Origin of the sequence: Pseudomonas sp. NPDC086581 (assembly GCF_044746165.1) — a bacterium.
Classification (GTDB): domain Bacteria; phylum Pseudomonadota; class Gammaproteobacteria; order Pseudomonadales; family Pseudomonadaceae; genus Pseudomonas.
The window spans coordinates 239736-255899 of record NZ_JBIVBR010000006.1 but is presented as its reverse complement, the minus strand read 5'-3'; the positions used below and the strand labels follow the sequence as shown (position 1 = coordinate 255899).

Below are 16164 nucleotides of genomic sequence, written 5' to 3'. Positions count from 1 at the left end.
GGGATCTCTTTATCTTCGAAAGCGGGCGTTCAGGCGGCGGGCGGAGCCGGGCTGTAGACGCGCGGCGCGCTGCGGTGCGGCAGGTGGATGAGGTTCAGGTTGTGCTCGCGGGCCCACTGCACAGTGAGGGCGGTCGGCGCGGAGAGGCTGACCAGGGTCGACAGCCCGCCGCGCACGGCCTTGTGGATAAGTTCCAGGCTGCAGCGGCTGGTGACCGCGGCAAAACCGCCAGCCAGGTCCAGGCGCTGGCGCTTGAGGGCACCGATCAGCTTGTCCAGGGCGTTGTGGCGGCCGATGTCCTCGCGGCACAGGCGAATCTCGCCGGCGGCATCGACGAACAGCGCGGCGTGCAGGGCTCCGCTGCGGCGGCCGATTTCCTGCACGGCGTTGACCCGCTCACGCAGGTGCTCGAGGTGCGCGGCGGGCGGCAGCGGCGCCGGGGGCAGTACCGGCAGGTCGGGCAGCGCCTGGTCCAGTGCCTCGACGCCGCACAGGCCGCAGCCGGTATTGCCAGCAAGTTGCCGGCGCTGGTCCTTGAGGGCCCAGAAGGCGCGATTGCTGACTTGCAACTCGGCGGCGATGGCGTCGCCGTGGGGCGACAGGCGCACGTCATAGATGTCGTCGATGGAGGCGATGAGGCCGGCGCCTAGGCTGAAACCGTAGACGAAGTCTTCCAGGTCGTTCGGCGAGACCATCATGACGGCCTGGCTGAGCCCGTTGTAGGCAATCGCCAGGGCGACTTCGCCGGCCAGCGCGGCGCGACCGGTGCCGCCCTTCGGGGTGAGTTCGGCGTAGCTGTAGCCGTCGGCAGGCACGACGGTATCCCGGACCGCGGCGCTGGCCGGGCGGGTGATCAGGCAAGGCATGGGCTGAGCCCTGTGGTTCTAGTAATACGACCAGCCTATGCCTATGCCGTGGCAGCGTCTAATGGCTGCTGTCGATGTTGTGATCGACGCGGTCTATCGGTCGGTCTCGGAACCGTCCAGCAAAACCGCCGCTTCGCGGAAGCAGGCCTCGGCCAACGCCGAGCGCGGCTCGCTGCGGCGCAGGATCAGGCCCAGCGGCGCCAGCGTGCGCGCGTCCTCTATCGGGGTGAGGGCGAAGTGCTCGCCCTGGGCGTCCAGCCCGCTGCCCAGCGGCATGATCGCGCAACACAGCCCGCGCTCAACGGCCTGCACCAGTTGGTGCACGGCGTCGGTTTCCAGGCGCGCCTGGGGGGTCAGGCCGCGGCTGCGGAAGCCGTGGTCGATGGACTGGCGGAAGTGCATGCCGGCCGAGAGCAGACCCAGTGGCAGCTCCGCCAGGACATCCCAGCTCAGGGTCGGGCTGTCGATCTGGAAGTGCCGGCGGTCGTGCAGCAGGCCCATGCGCGTGGCGGCCAGTTCCAGGCTTTCGAAGTGCTCGCGGTCGAGTCGGTCGAGGTACGACAGGCCGAGGTCCAGCTGATTGCGGCCCAGGCCTTCGAGGATGTTTTCCGAGCTCAGGGCGAACAGCTGGAAGCGCAGTTCCGGGTGGCGCTGGGCGAACAGCTCGATCAGCCGCATAGGGTCGAACCCCGCCAGGGGTACCAGGCCCAGGCGCAGGGTGCCGACCAGTTGGCCACGGCACGCGGCTGCCTCGGCGTAGAGCCCGTCGTGGGCCGCCAGCAGGCTGCGGGCCCAGGCCAGCACACGTTCGCCGGCTTCGGTGAAGCCTTCGAAGCGCTGCCCGCGGCGCACCAGTTCCAGGCCCAGTTCTTCCTCCAGGCTGCGCAAGCGCATGGACAGGGTTGGCTGGGTGACATGGCAGCGCGCCGCCGCCTGGCCGAAATGCCGCGTCTCGTCCAGGGCGCAGAGGAATTTCAGCTGCTTGATGTCCATCGGCGGGAGGGCTCCGGGGCGTTCTGTCGGGTCGGGGAAGGATTAGGGCTTTTCCGTCAGGCGCTGCGGAAGTCGCCGTCTAGACTCCAGGGGCGCGCGGTCTGCCCAATGCCGGCCGCTTGTCACTGTAACCGTAGGGAGGTTGGAAATGGGCATTTTTGCGTTCGTGAAGGAAGCCGGCGAGAAGCTGTGGGAAAGCATTGTGGGCCAGGAGGCGCAGGCCGCCGAATCGCTCAAGGACCACATCGCCAAGGTGGGTCTGGGCAACCCGAACATCCAGGTCAGCGTCGAAGGCGACAAGGTGATCGCCACGGGTGAAGTGGCCAGCCAGGAAGAGAAGGAGAAGATCCTCCTCGCGCTGGGCAACGTCGCAGGTGTTTCCGGTGTGGAAGACCACATCACCGTCGCCGCCCCGGCCCCGGAAGCGCGCTTCGTCACGGTGAAGAAGGGCGACACGCTCAGCGCCATCGCCAAGGCGGAGTACGGCAACGCCAACCTCTACAATAAGATTTTCGAGGCGAACAAGCCGCTGCTCAGCCATCCGGACAAGATCTATCCCGGCCAGGTGCTGCGGATTCCGGCATAAGCGGATTTTGCAACAGGAAGTCCACGAGCCCGGCCCTGCGCCGGGCTCGCTGTTTCTGCAGCCGCGCGCCTCATAACCCGTCGAGCAGCGCCCGGTAGTCTTCCTGGGCGGCGAATTCCTCGGTGTCCTTCGGTCCCTGGCGGCTGTCCGGCTGGCGCACCGCCAGCAACTGGGCGACGCCGAAGGTCCGCGCGGCACGCAGGATCGGCAGGCTGTCGTCGATGAACAGGCTTCGCGCCGGATCGAAACCGACGTCCGCCCGCAGCGCCTGCCAGAACTGCTGGTCCTCCTTGGGGAAACCATAGTCGTGGGAGCTGATCAGCCGGTCGAACCAGGGCGACAGCTCCACCCGCTGCATCTTCAGCGACAGCGAATCACGGTGGGCATTGGTGATCAGCACCGCGCGCTTGCCATGCCGGCGCAGTTCGGCGAGGAACAGGTCGGCGTCCGGGCGCAGGGCGATGAGGTCGGCGACCTCGTGCTTGAGGTCGAGGATCGACAGCTTGAGCTCGCGACTCCAGAAGTCCAGGCAGTACCAGTTGAGCAAGCCTGCGTTGTCGCGGAACAACGGCAGCAGCTCGGCGTCGGCCTCGGCGCGGCTGATGCTGTGGTGTTCGGCATAGCGTTGCGGCAGGTGTTCGAGCCAGAAGTGGTTGTCGAAATGCAGATCGAGCAAGGTGCCGTCCATGTCGAGGAGGACGGTGTCGATCTGGTTCCAGGGCAGGCGTGACATGCTGGGCTTTCGCAAAAGGGTGTCGCAATTGCGCCGCCGGTGGACGGAATCGGCGCGATATCTGACACGGAGAATCGGAAAAGGCGGGTTATCATAGCCGACCCGGCCACCCCCAGGAGTCGCCCCATGCGTCAGAAACCCACGGTCCTCGCCCGAGAGATCGTTGCCAGAAGCCGGCTTTTCGCCGTCGAGGAGCTGCAGCTGCGCTTCTCCAATGGCGTTGAGCGTACCTACGAGCGCCTGGTGGGCAAGGGGCAGGGCTACGGCGCGGTGATGGTGATCGCCATGCTCGACGCCGAACACGCCGTGCTGGTCGAGGAATACTGCGCCGGAGTCGACGAGTACCAGCTGTCGCTGCCCAAGGGCCTGGTGGAGCCGGGGGAAGACATCCTCGACGCCGCCAACCGCGAGCTGAAGGAAGAAGCCGGCTATGGCGCCCGCCAGCTCGAGTACATCACCGAGCTATCGCTGTCGCCCGGTTACATGAGCCAGCGCATCCAGGTGGTGCTCGCCCGCGACCTCTACGAGGAATCGCTGCCCGGCGATGAGCCCGAGCCGATGGGCGTGGACAAGATCAGCCTGCGCGAGCTTTCCAGTCTTGCGCAGAATGCCCAGTTCAGCGAAGGGCGGGCCCTGGCCGCGCTCTATCTGGTACGTGACCTGCTGACCCAACGAGGGGAATTCCAGCCGTGATGAATGCTTTTCTGCCTGCCGTGATCGACCTGGTGCACAAGGCAGGCGATGTGATCCTGCCCTTCTGGCAAGGCGACCTGGATGTCCAGAGCAAGGCGGACGAGTCGCCGGTGACCGCCGCCGACCTGGCCGCCCACCGCGTGCTGGCCGACGGTCTGCGCGCGCTGGCGCCAGATGTGCCGGTGCTGTCCGAGGAGGACTGCGACATTCCGCTGGAACAGCGTGCCCAGTGGACCCGCTGGTGGCTGGTTGATCCGCTGGACGGCACCAAGGAGTTCATCTCCGGCAGTGACGAATTCACCGTCAACGTCGCGCTGATCGAGCACGGCCGGGTGGTTTTCGGCGTGGTCGGCATTCCGGCCAGCGGCCGCTGCTACTACGGCGGTGCCGGCCTGGGCGCCTGGTGCGAGGATCGCGGCAACGAGCCCGAAGCCATCGAAGTGCGCACCGAGCCGGACGACGTCTTCACCGTGGTGGCCAGCAAGCGCCACTCCAGTCCGCAGCAGGAAAAGCTGCTGGCCGGTCTCGCGCAGCGCTTCGGCGACCTGAACCTGGCCAACATCGGCAGCTCCCTGAAGTTCTGCCTGCTCGCCGAAGGCTCGGCGGACTGCTATCCGCGCCTTGCGCCGACCAGCCAGTGGGACACCGCTGCGGCCCAGGGCGTGCTGGAAGGCGCTGGCGGAGAAGTGCTGGACGTGCGCGGCGAGCCCTTCACCTATGAAGCGCGGGAGAGTCTGCTCAACGGGTCCTTCCTGGCGTTGCCCAAGGACGCGGCCTGGCGCGGTGACCTTATCCAGCTCGCCCGCGCGCTGGACTGACCCCTTACCCTATAGATAGCTCCTCAGAAATTCTGACCCATGCCCGAGTTACCTGAAGTCGAAACCACCCGCCGGGGCATCGCGCCCCACCTCGAAGGCCAGCGCGTCAGCCGCGTGATCGTCCGCGAGCGCCGCTTGCGCTGGCCGATTCCCGAGGATCTGGACGTTCGCCTGTCCGGACAGCGCATCGTGAAGGTGGAGCGGCGCGCCAAGTACCTGTTGCTCAATGCCGAGGTGGGCACGCTGATCAGCCACCTGGGCATGTCTGGCAACCTGCGTCTGGTGGAATGCGGCACGCCGGCGGCGCGTCACGAGCACGTGGATATCGAGTTGGAGTCGGGCATGGCGCTGCGCTACACCGACCCGCGTCGCTTCGGCGCGTTGCTCTGGAGCCTGACGCCGCTGGAGCACGAACTGCTGCGCCACCTCGGTCCGGAGCCGCTGACCGATGCCTTCGAGGGCGAGCGGCTGTTCCAGCTGTCGCGCAACCGCAGCATGGCGGTGAAGCCCTTCATCATGGACAACGCGGTGGTAGTCGGCGTGGGCAACATCTACGCCACCGAGGCGCTGTTCGCTGCTGGTATCGACCCGCGCCGCGAAGCCGGAACCATCTCGCGGGCGCGCTACGTTAAGCTCGCCCAGGAGATCAAGCGCATCCTCGCCATTGCCATCGAGCGCGGCGGCACGACGCTACGCGACTTCGTCGGTGGCGATGGCCAGCCTGGCTATTTCCAGCAGGAACTCTTCGCCTATGGGCGCGGTGGCGAGCCGTGCAAGGTCTGTGGTTCGACCCTGCGCGAAGTGCGCCTCGGCCAGCGCGCCAGCGTCTACTGTCCGCGCTGCCAACGCTGAAGCCCGTGGGCGGCCGTTAAGCTGCCCGATCTGCCCTCCCTCATAACAACAAAGGCCTCCGAAGAGGGGCCTTCAGGTGACTCATGTCCGGCAACTATCTGCCCCGCAACCCGTTCGCCGAGGCGCTCGGCCACAGCATGCTGCGCCTGGCCGGCTGGCGTATCGAAGGTGCGCTGCCCCCACTCGACAAGTTCGTGGTGATCGGCGCGCACCATACGTCCAACTGGGACTTCATTCTCTTTCTGGCGGTGAAGTTCGTGCTGCGCCTGAACGCCCGCTGGTTCGGCAAGCACACCATCTTCCGCGGGCCCTTTGGCGGCCTCATGCGCCGCTGGGGCGGCATCCCGATCCAGCGCCACCGCAAGCTGAATACCGTGGACCAGGCGATCCAGGCCTTTCACGATAACCGCGAGATGATGCTGATCCTCTCCCCGGAGGGCACGCGCAAGAAGGTCGAACGCTGGAAAATGGGCTTCTACCACATCGCCCGTGGCGCGGGCGTGCCCATCGTGCTGGCGGCGCTGGATTACCCCGGCCGGCGCATCGTCATCGGCGAGCCGTTCTGGCCCACCGGCGATGAAGCCGCCGACCTGCGCCGGATGCTGGCGTTCTATCGGCCGTTCGTGCCGAAAAAGCCGGAATACGCATTCTTCGGCGATTGAAGGCTGTCACGCGACAAGTCATGGAGCGCTGTTATAGTTATGGCAGTCTGCCTGCCCCAACTACACAAAAAAGGACTTCCCTCCATGACCCTGTTCCGCACCGCCGCCACTGCGATGGCACTGGTCTGTGCATTTTCGGTGCTGCCGGCTGTTGCTCAGGAAGAAGTGAGCAACGTCAGTGGCGACCCGACCTACGTCGTCTCGGCCCCACCGTTTTATTCGATGCTCGGTGACCTGCTGATCGCGCGTCCGCTGCTGATCGCCGCCACCGTAGTCGGTACCGCGGCCTTCGTGGTGACCCTGCCGTTCAGCGCGGCTGGCGGTAACGTCAAGGAAGCCGGTCAGGCGCTCGTGGTCGATCCGGGCAAGGCCGCCTTCGTGCGCTGCCTGGGCTGCACCACCAGCGGCTACAAGAAGGACTGATCGGCTGGGGCGGCGTGGCCGCCTCGCCAGCCCGGATCGCCGGGTGAACTCCTTGGGTAGCCGATGAACCTGAGCGCGCTGAAGAAGCACCTGCGTCCGCTGCTTCTGCTGCTGGTCGCCGTCGCCCTGGGCTACACCTTCTGGTCCAGCGCCGGTCTGCTGCAGTTGGGAGCGGGCCTGGCGCTGTTCCTGTTCGGCATGCAGTGCCTGGAGGAAGGCCTGCGCGACCTCGCCGGCAGCCAGCTCGAGCGCTGGCTGGAGAAGAGCACCGCAACCCGCGGCAAGAGCCTGCTGTTCGGCCTCATCGGCACCTTTCTACTGCAATCCTCGACCCTGGTTTCCCTGCTCACCATCGCCTTCATCAGCACCGGGCTGATCCAGTTGGCCGGTGGTATCGCCATTCTTTTTGGGGCAAACCTCGGTGCCACCAGCGGCATCTGGCTGCTGGCGCTGGCCGGGCAGAACCTCAGCCTCAGCCCCCTGGCGCTGCCCTTGCTGGTGTTCGGCGTGCTGATGGGGTTCAACGGCGCCAAGAGCAAGGCCGCCGGACGCATCCTGCTGGGCATCGCCTTCATCTTCCTGGGCATCGACCAGATCAAGGATGGCTTCGGCAGCTTCGGCGACGCCATGGACATGAGCGAACTGCGCTCGGAGGGCATGCTCGGCGCGCTGCTGTTCGTCACTTTCGGCATCCTCATCACCGTGGTGCTGCAGTCCAGTCACGCGACCCTGATGCTGACGTTAGCCGCCCTTGCGGGCGGCCAGCTGGAGTTGGGTCAGAGCCTTGCGATCGCCATCGGCTCCAATGTCGGCAGCAGCGTCACCACGGCCTTTGTCGGCTCCCTGGGCGGCAACCGCAGCGGGCAGCGATTGGCGCTGGCGCACGTGCTGTTCAACGTGGTGACCGGGGTGCTGGCGTTCCTCCTGCTCGCACCGCTGACCTGGCTGGTGCACTGGCTGGTGACGCCGGTGGGGCTGGCGGACAATCCGATGATCCAGCTGGCGCTGTTCCACACCCTGTTCAATGGCATGGGCGTGGTGCTCTTCTGGCCGATCCAGGGTGCATTGGCCAATGCGCTCGTGCGCTGGCTGCCGGAGGTCGAAGAGCCGACGGTGCTGATCACCGACATGGCGCCGGCTCTGCCCTCCATCGAACGCACCCATGCGCGCTACCTCAACGAACGCGCGCTGGATTCCGCTGACGCCGCCGCCAGCGCGGTGCTGCAGGAGTTGCGCCACCTGGGGCGCCTGAGCATCGAGGTGATCTGCCACGCGCTGTACCTGCCGGTGGAGATGCTCAACCAGCCGCGGGTGGACGAGAGCCAGCTGCAGGCTGCACCGGATCGCCATGCGCTGGCAGCGGAAGTGCTTTACCAGCGCCATATCAAGGGCGTGTATGGCGACCTGCTGAGCTTCATGAGCCGCCTGGAAGTGCCGCTGGACGAGGAACACCAGCGCTTCTGGCTGTCCTGCCAGGTGGTGGCGCTGCAGCTGGTGGACGCGGTGAAGGACGCCAAGCACCTGCAGAAGAACCTCGGCCAGGCACTGCTGGGTGAGCCTTCGACGCTGCGCGACACCTACGTCGAGCTGCGCCGGCACCTGATCGGTATGTTGCGTGAAGTCCGCGCGCTGGGCTCGCTGCTTGGCGGCGATCTGCCGGAGGAGGCTTTGGTGGCGCGTCTGCAGTTGCTCGACGAAAGCGCTGCGGAGTTCGACGCGGCGTTCCGCCAGCGCCTGTTCGCGGCGGTGCGCCGACAGGAGCTGGACGGCCTGCAGATGAGCTCGCTGATGAACGACCTGGGCTACGTCAGCCGGATCATCCAGAGCTTGCGCAACGTGCTGCAACTGGGCACCGAACATGGTTTGTTCGATGCTCGCGAAGAGGACGCTCCGGCCCTCATCCTGCCCTGATCAGCGCAGCGGCGCCGCCAGTTCGGTCGCCAGACCGATGCCGCGCGGATCGCTGGCGGACTGCACCTCGCCGGACTTCTTGTTCCACAGCAACACCTGCTGGTTGCCATAGGCGCGACCGACGTCCTTGAGGGTGTAACCCCGGCGCTGCAGGTCGGCCATTTCGGCGGCGGTGAAGGCGCGCGGTTCATGCTCGATCACGTCGGGCAGGAACTGATGGTGGTAGCGCGGCGAAGAGACCCAGCGCTGCACCGGCTTGCCGTCCAGGTACTCCAGTATTGCCAGCAGCACCATGCTGGGAATCCGGCTGCCGCCCGGCGTGCCGAAGGCGGCCAGTTCGGTGGGGCTTTCGATGAAGCTCGGGCTCATGCTCGACAGCGGGCGCTTGCCGGCGGCCACCGCATTGGCCTGGCTGCCGGCCAACTGGTAGGCGTTGGCGCCGCTGACGTCGGTGGCGAAGTCGTCCATCTCGTCGTTGAGCAATACGCCGGTGCCCGGCACGGTGAAGGCCGCGCCGAACGGAAGGTTGACCGACAAAGTGGCGGCGACGGCATTGCCGTCGGCGTCCATTACCACGAAGTGGGTGGTGTGATCGCCTTCGCGCCAGGCGGGTGCCGGCGGCAGGGAGGAGCTGGGCGTGGCGCGCTGCGGATCGATACCGGCGGCCAGGCGCTTCAGGTAGTCCGGCGCGAGCAGTTGGTTGACCGGGTTGGCGACGCGGTCCGGGTCGCCCAGCAGGCCGCGGTCACGGTAGGCGCGGCGCAGAGCTTCGACTACGTAATGCGCGCGCTGCACCGGTTCGGCTTTCTGCCAAGGCAGTTGCTGCAGCATGCCCAGGCTTTGCGCCAGGGCCACGCCGCCGGCGGAGGGCGGCGGGGCGCTGATCAGTTCGCGGCCGTCGGCCAGCGGGTAGCGCAGTGCCTGGCGTTCGACGGTGCGGTAGCTGGCGAGGTCTTCCAGACTCCAGACGCCGCCGGCGGCGCGCACGCCTTCCACCAGTTTCTCGGCGGTTTCGCCTTCGTAGAAACCGATGCGGCCGTAGCGCGCCAGCTTCTCCAGGGTGTTGGCCAGCTGCGGCTGGCGCATCAGGCTGTATTCCTCGGGCAGGTTGCCCTGATCGAGGAAGATGCGCGCGGTCTCGCGGTCCTTGCGCATCGCGTCCAGACGCCAGGAGGCGCGGTCGATGTAGACGCGGTCGATGGACACGCCGTCGGTGGCAAGGCGGATCGCCGGCACAAGGTTGTTCGCCAGGGTCTTGCGGCCATAGCGGCTGGTGATGTCCGCCAGGGCGGCGGGCAGGCCGGGGATGCCGGCGGCCAGCGGGCCGTTGAGCGACAGTTGCGGGTCGACCTTGCCGTTGCGCTCGTACATCCGCGCGTGGGCGGCTAGCGGGGCGCGTTCGCGGGCGTCGATGAAGTGGTAGGTCGGCGGGTTGCCGGCCTTGCGTAGCAGGAAGAAGCCGCCCCCGCCCAGGCCGGAACCATAGGGCTCGACCACCGCCAGCGCAGCAGCGATGGCCACGGCGGCGTCGAAGGCGTTACCGCCGTCAGCGAGGGTCTCCAGGCCGGCCACGGTAGCCGATGGGTGCGCGCTGGCAACGCTGGCCTGGGCCGGATGTTCCGCAGCGTGCAGGGCAAAGCTCAGCAGCAGGAGGCTACAGAAGCCAAGCAGGGAGGCGCGGGAGCGGGAATTCAACGAGGACATGGCATCTCACGAACCGCCGGCAGGGCCGGCTGGAAAACCAAACGGGGCGAAGGTGGAGGATAGACAATCCACAACGCCCCGGGTTTGTGAGAACTCAATGAAAAAGTGTCGAAACGCGCGAAGTCAGGCTTTGCCGGTGAGCTTCTTGTACTTTTCCATCAGCTGATCCTTGCTCTCGACGTTGCTTTCGTCGAGGGGGATGCAGTCGACCGGGCAGACCTGCTGGCACTGCGGCTCGTCATAGTGACCGACGCACTCGGTGCACAGGTTCGGGTCGATGACGTAGATCTCCTCGCCCTGGGAGATCGCGGCATTGGGGCACTCGGGTTCGCAGACGTCGCAGTTGATGCAATCGTCAGTGATTTTCAGGGACATCGAACAACTCCAACCATGACGGCAGCCATGGCGATCGGTAGCAACAATGGTGAAATTGTGCCGTATCGGCGCGGTTAGTGCACGCGAAGGGGAGTCAGTAGACGGAAACCGCCGTCCTTGGCGGTTGCGCGGTCAGCGCTTGAAGCGCTCGGCCAGGGCGCTGGCCACCGCGGGATGCACGAACTTGGTGATGTCGCCGCCCAGCGCCGCGATCTCGCGCACCAGGGTGGAGGAGATGAAGGAGTATTTCTCCGACGGTGTGAGGAACATGCTTTCCAGGTCGGGCGCGAGCTGGCGGTTCATGTTGGCCAGCTGGAACTCGTACTCGAAGTCCGACACCGCGCGCAGGCCGCGCAGTAGGATGTTGGCGTTCTGTTCCTTGGCGAAATGGGCGAGCAGCGTCGAGAAACCGACGACTTCCACGTTGGGCAGATGCGAGGTGACCTGGCGGGCCAGTTCTACGCGCTGTTCCAGCGGGAACAGGGGGTTTTTCTTGGGGCTGGCGGCGACGGCAATGATCACCTGGTCGAACAGTCGCGAGGCGCGTTCCACCAGATCGGCATGGCCTTTGGTGATGGGGTCGAAGGTACCCGGGTACAACACTCGATTCATCGCGGCGTCCTGGTCGGCTCTTGTTGGCAGGCTGGTGCAATAGCGGGCGGATGGTAACGCAGCATGTCCGTGGGGCCAAGCGACCTTGGTAGTGCTTCTGTGAACGGACTACCTGAGATAGCCGGCGAGAGACCGGTGAGTCACGCGCAGGGCCTGTGCCAGAGCCTGCGCGTGTGGTCTTGCCTGATGCTGCTCTGTTTCGTGGGGCGAATAACCCGGAACGGGTTATCCGCCGGCCAACCCGCGGCGGATAACGCTGGCGCGTTATGCGCCCTACGGGAGCCGGATTGCGCCTCAGGCCCTGCCCAGGCGCTTGGCCAGGGCGTCGGCCAGTTGCGCGGTGAGGCCGTAGACCGAGAGCTGCGGGTTGGCGCCGATGCTGGTGGGGAACAGCGAGCCGTCGTGGATCGACAGATTCTCCAACTGGTGGTGGCGGCCGAGGCTGTCGCACACCGACTGCTTTGGATCCTCGCCCATGGCGCATCCGCCCATCACGTGGGCGCTGCCCAGGCGGGTGCGGTAGAGCTCCAGGCTCAGGCCGTCGATCAGTTCGTGGGCTTCCTTGGCGCTCTTCACGTAGTCGGCATCGGCATGCAGCGGCAGCACGGCCTTGGCGCCAGCGGCGAACTGGATGTCGGCCATGGTGTGGAAGGCGCGGCGGATGCCGTCCCAGGTGTAGTCGGTCATCTGGTAGTCGAGCACCGGGGTGTCGTCGCCGCGCAGGCTGACCGAGCCGACCGCGCTGTCCGGGTGGAAGCCGTCGCGCATCAGCGCCAGGATCACGTTGGTGTGCGGCAGCTGCTCCATGCGCAGCGCGTTGTCCTCGCCGAAGCGGCCGAGCAGGGTGGCGCTGAGCGCCGGCTGCAGCGGCGGGACTTCGAGCTTGTAGGACATGCGCCCGGCGGCGCCATCGTCCCACTGGAAGTGGTCGGAATAGATCGACTGCGGCGCGCCGTAGAAGGGGTTGATGACCTCGTCGAACAGGGCGGCGCTGAAGTTCACCGTGTGCAGGAAGGTGCGCTGGCCGACGCGGCCGTTCGGGTCCGGCGCCTTGGAGCGCAGGAGGATCGCCGGGGTATTGATGCCGCCGCCGGAGAGCACGTAGTGACGCGCCTTGATGGTGATCTTGCGGCCGGTGGGGGCGACGCAGCGCTCGTCCATGGCCGAGCACTCCAGGCCGCTGACCTTGTTGCCGTCGTGCAGCAGGCGATCGGCGCGGGCGAGGAACAGCAGTTCGCCGCCCTTTTCCAGGGTCGCCGGGATGGTGGTCACCAGCATCGACTGCTTGGCGTTGGTCGGGCAGCCCATCCCGCAATAACCGATGTTCCAGCAGCCACGGACGTTGCGCGGGATGACCTTCCAGTGCAGGCCGAGCTTCTCGCAGCCATTGCGGATCACGTCGTTGTTGGCGTTGGGCGGCATGATCCAGGGCGCGACGCCCAGCCGCTGCTCCATCTTCTCGAACCAGGGCGCCATCTCGGCGACGCTGTGGCCCTTCACGTCGTGTTCCTTGGCCCAGTGTTCCAGGGTCGGCTCGGGGGTGCGGAAGCTGGAGGTCCAGTTGACCAGGGTGGTGCCGCCCACGGCGCGGCCCTGGAGGATGGTGATGGCGCCATCCTTGCTCATCCGGCCGATGCCTTCCTGGTACAGGCTGGGGTAGGCGTCGGACTCCTGCATCTTGAAGTCTGTGCTGGTCTTGAGCGGGCCTTCTTCCACCAGCAGCACCTTGTAGCCGGCAGCGCTCAGGGCTTCGGCGGTGGTGCCGCCACCGGCGCCGCTGCCGACGATGACGACGTCGGCTTCCAGGGTCAGGTCCTTGTCCAGGCGCGAGCCGTTATGGACTTTCCAGCCGCGGGCCAGGCCCTCGGCGAACAGATCGGGTACGGGCATCGGGAATCTCTCAGGCGAATTCTTGTTGTTCTGGCGAAATCAGATTTTCGGCGGGCCGGGGTAGCCGCAGTGGCCCCAGGATTCCGTGCGCCCGTACCAGGCCATCATCACCAGTTGCAGCAGCGAGCTGTGGCCCATCTTCAGCAGGGAGATGGAGCTGTTCTGCCAGCGGTTCAGGAAGTTCTTCACGTCGTCCGCGCTGGCGTTGTCCCAGCTGCCCCAGATGCCGGTGAGCGGCCCGCGGGTGATCGGCAGGGCGAGCACGTCGAACAGCTGCACGGTGAGCTTGAGCATCTCCGGGGAGAGGTGATTGAGGCTGTTGTCGAGGCTTTCGATGGTGCCCTTGACCGCCTCGGCCATGCGCTCGGCGGGCACTGCGCCGGCCAGCATCACCGGGATCAGCGCACGCAGGAAGGGCAGGTCGGAGTCGCGCAGCACGGCGAAACCGTTGGCCGGAGTACTGGCCGAGCAGCCGCTCAGGGTGGCGGTGACGCCCGCCGTGGCGAGGAAGGCTCCGCCCAGCAGGCCGATCTTGAGCACGCCGCGCCGGGAGAGTCCCGGCGCGCTCAGGGAGGTGTCTGTCATTCTTGTTCTGTCACCTTGGGTGGATGGGGTCGGTCAGCGGATGAACAGCTTGTAGACCAGTTTCTGCAGCGACTTGCCGTAGGGCGGGTAGATCACCCGCGCGGCGTTGAAGCGCGGCTTGCTGAACACGCCCTTGGCCTTGGAGAAGGTCAGGAAGCCTTCGTGGCCGTGGTAGTGGCCCATGCCGGACGGGCCGACGCCGCCGAACGGCATGTCGTCCTGGGCAACGTGGAGCAGGGTGTCGTTCAGGCACACGCCGCCCGAATGGGTCTGGGCCAGTACGTGGTCCTGCTCGCGCTTGTCGTAGCCGAAGAAGTACAGCGCCAGCGGGCGGTCGCGCTCGTTGATGTAGCTGAGCGCCTGGTCGAGGCTCTGGTAGGGGATCACCGGCAGCAGCGGGCCGAAGATCTCTTCCTGCATGATCTTCATCTCGTCGGTCACGTTCAGCACCAGCGCCTGCGGCAGGCGGCGGCCCTGGGCCTGCGGGAACAGCGGCACGACAGTGGCGCCACGGGCCTGGGCATCGGCGAGGTAGCCGTTCAGGCGCGACAGCTGACGCTCGTTGATGATCGCGGTGTAGTCAGGGTTGTTCTCCAGTTTCGGGAAGAAGCCCTGGACCACCTGGCGGTAGCTCTCGACGAACTCGTCGACGCGGTTCTGCGGCACCAGCACATAGTCCGGCGCCACACAGGTCTGGCCGGCGTTGAGCGACTTGCCGAAGGCGATACGCTCGGCGGCGTCCTTCATCGGCACGCTCGCGGAAACGATGGCCGGCGACTTGCCGCCCAGCTCCAGGGTGACCGGGGTGAGGTTCTCGGCGGCGGCGCGCATCACGTGCTTGCCGACGCTGGTGGCGCCGGTGAACAGCAGGTGATCGAAGGGCAGCTTGGAGAAGGCCACACCGACGTCCACTTCACCCTGAACCACGGCGACCAGGTCTTCGGGGAACACTTTGCCCAGCAGCTCTTTCAGCACGCGGGCGGATTCCGGGGTGGATTCGCTCATCTTGATCATCACCCGGTTGCCGGCAGCCAGCGCCCCGGTCAGCGGGCCGATGGCGAGGAACAGCGGGTAGTTCCACGGTACGATCACGCCGACCACGCCCAGCGGCTGGTAGATGACCTTGGCCGAGGCTGGCATGAACTGCATGCCCACGGAGCGGCGCGAGGGCTTCATCCACTTCTTCACGCGCTTGGCCGCGTAATGCACGCCGTGCAGGCTGGGCAGCACTTCGGCGAGCAGGGTCTCGTCGGCGGAGCGGTTGCTGAAGTCGGCGTTGATCGCGTCGATGATCGCCTTCTGCTCGGTCACCAGCAGGTTGGCGAGGCTTTTCAGCCACTGGATGCGCTGGCCGGCGTCGGGCATCGGGTTGGCGCGATACGCCTGGCGCTGGCGTTCGAGAAGAGTTTCCAGCTGACTGATCTGCTGCTGGGTCTGCTGCAGGTAGGCGATATCGGCAACCATGACGGGCTCCTGGCGCAAGCGTGGTGGGGAGGCTCTCGGGTGATTCGCACAGGAATCCCGGATGCCTCGCGTTTTTATGCTGTCGCTGGTTTTTTAGAGCAATTGCTCTAGAGTGTCAATCAGCATGCCGGTTCCGCGCCGCCAGGCCCAGCCAACGAAAAGTTGGGCGGACCCACCCGTTGTGTCAGGTGGTAGCAATCGGTGTACCTTTGCATCCGCGCAATCCGCTTCGACGAGTTTTGGCAATGGCACCACGCATCAACACCCGTGACCGCATCGCCCAGGCCAGCCTGGAGCTGTTCAACGCCCAGGGCGAACGCAGCGTCACCACCAACCACATCGCCGCGCACCTGGGCATCTCGCCGGGCAACCTGTACTACCACTACCGCAACAAGCAGGTGATCATCGCCCAGCTGTTCGCCGAGTACGAAAGCCACGTCGACCAGTTCCTGCACCTGCCCGAGGGGCGCGCGTTGACGGTGGAGGACAAGACCTTCTACCTCGAAGCGCTGCTCGCCGCGATGTGGCATTACCGCTTCCTGCACCGCGACCTGGAACACCTGCTGGATTCCGACCCGGAGCTGGCCGCCGGCTATCGCTCCTTCGCCCGCCGCGCCATGGACAACGCCAAGGCGATTTACCGGGGCTTCGTCGACGCCGGCATCCTGCAGATGGACGAACCCCAGCTCGAAGCCCTGACCCTCAACGCCTGGATCATCCTCACCTCCTGGGTGCGCTACCTGTGCACCACTCGTGAAGTGGCCAGCGACCTCAGCGAAGCGCTGATGCGGCGCGGTATCTACCAGGTGCTGGCGCTGGAAAGCGGGCACATCGCCCCGGCGTTCCGCGAAGCGGTGGCGGCGGTGTTCGACCGGTTATACGTTCCGCTGGAAGACTGATTCTTACAGCCAGGATGTTTCCGAGCGATCGCCTTTCCCTCACCCCAACCCTCTCCCGTAGGGAGAGGGGGCAGATCCTGCCGGCTGATAAATTGGCT

Annotated in this window: 17 protein-coding genes; 8 read left to right on the top strand and 9 right to left on the bottom strand. The window is 66.2% G+C overall.

All coding sequences use genetic code 11. The features are described from left to right. Positions 1-29: 29 nt before the first annotated feature. Together fdhD and ACIPK7_RS14620 are read right to left on the bottom strand one after the other, a co-directional pair. A complete protein-coding gene (fdhD, locus tag ACIPK7_RS14625) occupies positions 30-866 on the bottom strand; it encodes a formate dehydrogenase accessory sulfurtransferase FdhD (protein WP_401088477.1) in 837 nt (278 codons plus the stop codon). A 93-nt stretch (positions 867-959) separates the two neighbouring features. Continuing rightward, on the bottom strand, positions 960-1859 hold the full coding sequence (locus ACIPK7_RS14620) for a LysR family transcriptional regulator (protein ID WP_401088475.1): 900 nt from the start codon (positions 1857-1859) through the stop codon (positions 960-962). 148 nt (positions 1860-2007) lie between these two features. On the opposite strand from ACIPK7_RS14620, the gene lysM reads away from it, so the two are divergent. Then, positions 2008-2445: a peptidoglycan-binding protein LysM gene (lysM, locus tag ACIPK7_RS14615; protein WP_401088473.1), complete on the top strand. Its 438-nt coding sequence runs from the start codon at positions 2008-2010 to the stop codon at positions 2443-2445. 70 nt (positions 2446-2515) lie between these two features. On the opposite strand, the gene yrfG is transcribed toward lysM, so the two are convergent. Next, positions 2516-3178, bottom strand: a complete 663-nt coding sequence (yrfG, locus tag ACIPK7_RS14610) for a GMP/IMP nucleotidase (protein WP_401088471.1) — start codon at positions 3176-3178, stop codon at positions 2516-2518. Positions 3179-3304: 126 nt separating this feature from the next. Between yrfG and nudE the strand changes: the two genes are divergently transcribed. The 6 genes from nudE to ACIPK7_RS14580 all read left to right on the top strand — a co-directional run bounded on the left by nudE (position 3305) and on the right by ACIPK7_RS14580 (position 8537). After that, positions 3305-3871: an ADP compounds hydrolase NudE gene (nudE, locus tag ACIPK7_RS14605; protein ID WP_088415924.1), complete on the top strand. Its 567-nt coding sequence runs from the start codon at positions 3305-3307 to the stop codon at positions 3869-3871. Further along, a complete protein-coding gene (gene cysQ, locus ACIPK7_RS14600; protein ID WP_192432264.1) occupies positions 3871-4689 on the top strand; it encodes a 3'(2'),5'-bisphosphate nucleotidase CysQ in 819 nt (272 codons plus the stop codon). Before nudE ends, cysQ begins: the two co-directional genes overlap by 1 nt. A 39-nt stretch (positions 4690-4728) precedes the next feature. Then, a complete protein-coding gene (mutM, locus tag ACIPK7_RS14595; RefSeq protein WP_401088469.1) occupies positions 4729-5541 on the top strand; it encodes a bifunctional DNA-formamidopyrimidine glycosylase/DNA-(apurinic or apyrimidinic site) lyase in 813 nt (270 codons plus the stop codon). An 83-nt stretch (positions 5542-5624) separates the two neighbouring features. Then, a complete protein-coding gene (locus ACIPK7_RS14590; protein ID WP_401088467.1) occupies positions 5625-6203 on the top strand; it encodes a lysophospholipid acyltransferase family protein in 579 nt (192 codons plus the stop codon). Between the two features lie 84 nt (positions 6204-6287). Next, positions 6288-6626 carry a multidrug transporter gene (locus ACIPK7_RS14585; protein ID WP_192432261.1) on the top strand — a complete coding sequence of 113 codons (339 nt, stop codon included), beginning with the start codon at positions 6288-6290 and terminating at the stop codon, positions 6624-6626. A gap of 63 nt (positions 6627-6689) precedes the next feature. After that, positions 6690-8537 carry a Na/Pi cotransporter family protein gene (locus tag ACIPK7_RS14580; protein ID WP_192432260.1) on the top strand — a complete coding sequence of 616 codons (1848 nt, stop codon included), beginning with the start codon at positions 6690-6692 and terminating at the stop codon, positions 8535-8537. On the opposite strand, the gene ggt is transcribed toward ACIPK7_RS14580, so the two are convergent. The 6 genes from ggt to ACIPK7_RS14550 all read right to left on the bottom strand — a co-directional run bounded on the left by ggt (position 8538) and on the right by ACIPK7_RS14550 (position 15167). Next, positions 8538-10241, bottom strand: coding sequence for a gamma-glutamyltransferase (ggt, locus tag ACIPK7_RS14575; protein WP_401088464.1), 1704 nt, complete (start codon positions 10239-10241; stop codon positions 8538-8540). It abuts the gene before it with no gap. A gap of 123 nt (positions 10242-10364) precedes the next feature. Continuing rightward, the gene (locus ACIPK7_RS14570) at positions 10365-10616 is read right to left on the bottom strand and encodes a YfhL family 4Fe-4S dicluster ferredoxin (protein ID WP_017521427.1); all 252 of its coding nucleotides are present in this window, start codon (positions 10614-10616) and stop codon (positions 10365-10367) included. Between the two features lie 132 nt (positions 10617-10748). Beyond that, positions 10749-11228 carry a pantetheine-phosphate adenylyltransferase gene (coaD, locus tag ACIPK7_RS14565; RefSeq protein ID WP_024767001.1) on the bottom strand — a complete coding sequence of 160 codons (480 nt, stop codon included), beginning with the start codon at positions 11226-11228 and terminating at the stop codon, positions 10749-10751. A gap of 294 nt (positions 11229-11522) precedes the next feature. Continuing rightward, positions 11523-13118 (bottom strand): GMC family oxidoreductase N-terminal domain-containing protein, encoded by a 1596-nt coding sequence (locus ACIPK7_RS14560; RefSeq protein ID WP_401088462.1) that lies wholly within the window; start codon positions 13116-13118, stop codon positions 11523-11525. A 39-nt stretch (positions 13119-13157) separates the two neighbouring features. Further along, positions 13158-13703 (bottom strand): twin-arginine translocation pathway signal protein, encoded by a 546-nt coding sequence (locus tag ACIPK7_RS14555; RefSeq protein ID WP_192432257.1) that lies wholly within the window; start codon positions 13701-13703, stop codon positions 13158-13160. 33 nt (positions 13704-13736) lie between these two features. After that, complete coding sequence (locus ACIPK7_RS14550; protein WP_192432256.1) at positions 13737-15167, bottom strand: coniferyl aldehyde dehydrogenase; 1431 nt, start codon at positions 15165-15167, stop codon at positions 13737-13739. A gap of 245 nt (positions 15168-15412) precedes the next feature. On the opposite strand from ACIPK7_RS14550, the gene ACIPK7_RS14545 reads away from it, so the two are divergent. Beyond that, positions 15413-16066, top strand: coding sequence for a TetR/AcrR family transcriptional regulator (locus ACIPK7_RS14545; protein ID WP_401088460.1), 654 nt, complete (start codon positions 15413-15415; stop codon positions 16064-16066). Positions 16067-16164: the final 98 nt, after the last annotated feature.

What these genes read in the sequence shown, in the direction of transcription:
- fdhD (WP_401088477.1), bottom strand. Translation starts at nt 866, where the DNA reads ATGCCTTGCCTGATCACCCGCCCGGCCAGCGCCGCGGTCCGGGATACC.
- ACIPK7_RS14620 (WP_401088475.1), bottom strand. Translation starts at nt 1,859, where the DNA reads ATGGACATCAAGCAGCTGAAATTCCTCTGCGCCCTGGACGAGACGCGG.
- lysM (WP_401088473.1), top strand. Translation starts at nt 2,008, where the DNA reads ATGGGCATTTTTGCGTTCGTGAAGGAAGCCGGCGAGAAGCTGTGGGAA.
- yrfG (WP_401088471.1), bottom strand. Translation starts at nt 3,178, where the DNA reads ATGTCACGCCTGCCCTGGAACCAGATCGACACCGTCCTCCTCGACATG.
- nudE (WP_088415924.1), top strand. Translation starts at nt 3,305, where the DNA reads ATGCGTCAGAAACCCACGGTCCTCGCCCGAGAGATCGTTGCCAGAAGC.
- cysQ (WP_192432264.1), top strand. Translation starts at nt 3,871, where the DNA reads ATGAATGCTTTTCTGCCTGCCGTGATCGACCTGGTGCACAAGGCAGGC.
- mutM (WP_401088469.1), top strand. Translation starts at nt 4,729, where the DNA reads ATGCCCGAGTTACCTGAAGTCGAAACCACCCGCCGGGGCATCGCGCCC.
- ACIPK7_RS14590 (WP_401088467.1), top strand. Translation starts at nt 5,625, where the DNA reads ATGTCCGGCAACTATCTGCCCCGCAACCCGTTCGCCGAGGCGCTCGGC.
- ACIPK7_RS14585 (WP_192432261.1), top strand. Translation starts at nt 6,288, where the DNA reads ATGACCCTGTTCCGCACCGCCGCCACTGCGATGGCACTGGTCTGTGCA.
- ACIPK7_RS14580 (WP_192432260.1), top strand. Translation starts at nt 6,690, where the DNA reads ATGAACCTGAGCGCGCTGAAGAAGCACCTGCGTCCGCTGCTTCTGCTG.
- ggt (WP_401088464.1), bottom strand. Translation starts at nt 10,241, where the DNA reads ATGTCCTCGTTGAATTCCCGCTCCCGCGCCTCCCTGCTTGGCTTCTGT.
- ACIPK7_RS14570 (WP_017521427.1), bottom strand. Translation starts at nt 10,616, where the DNA reads ATGTCCCTGAAAATCACTGACGATTGCATCAACTGCGACGTCTGCGAA.
- coaD (WP_024767001.1), bottom strand. Translation starts at nt 11,228, where the DNA reads ATGAATCGAGTGTTGTACCCGGGTACCTTCGACCCCATCACCAAAGGC.
- ACIPK7_RS14560 (WP_401088462.1), bottom strand. Translation starts at nt 13,118, where the DNA reads ATGCCCGTACCCGATCTGTTCGCCGAGGGCCTGGCCCGCGGCTGGAAA.
- ACIPK7_RS14555 (WP_192432257.1), bottom strand. Translation starts at nt 13,703, where the DNA reads ATGACAGACACCTCCCTGAGCGCGCCGGGACTCTCCCGGCGCGGCGTG.
- ACIPK7_RS14550 (WP_192432256.1), bottom strand. Translation starts at nt 15,167, where the DNA reads ATGGTTGCCGATATCGCCTACCTGCAGCAGACCCAGCAGCAGATCAGT.
- ACIPK7_RS14545 (WP_401088460.1), top strand. Translation starts at nt 15,413, where the DNA reads ATGGCACCACGCATCAACACCCGTGACCGCATCGCCCAGGCCAGCCTG.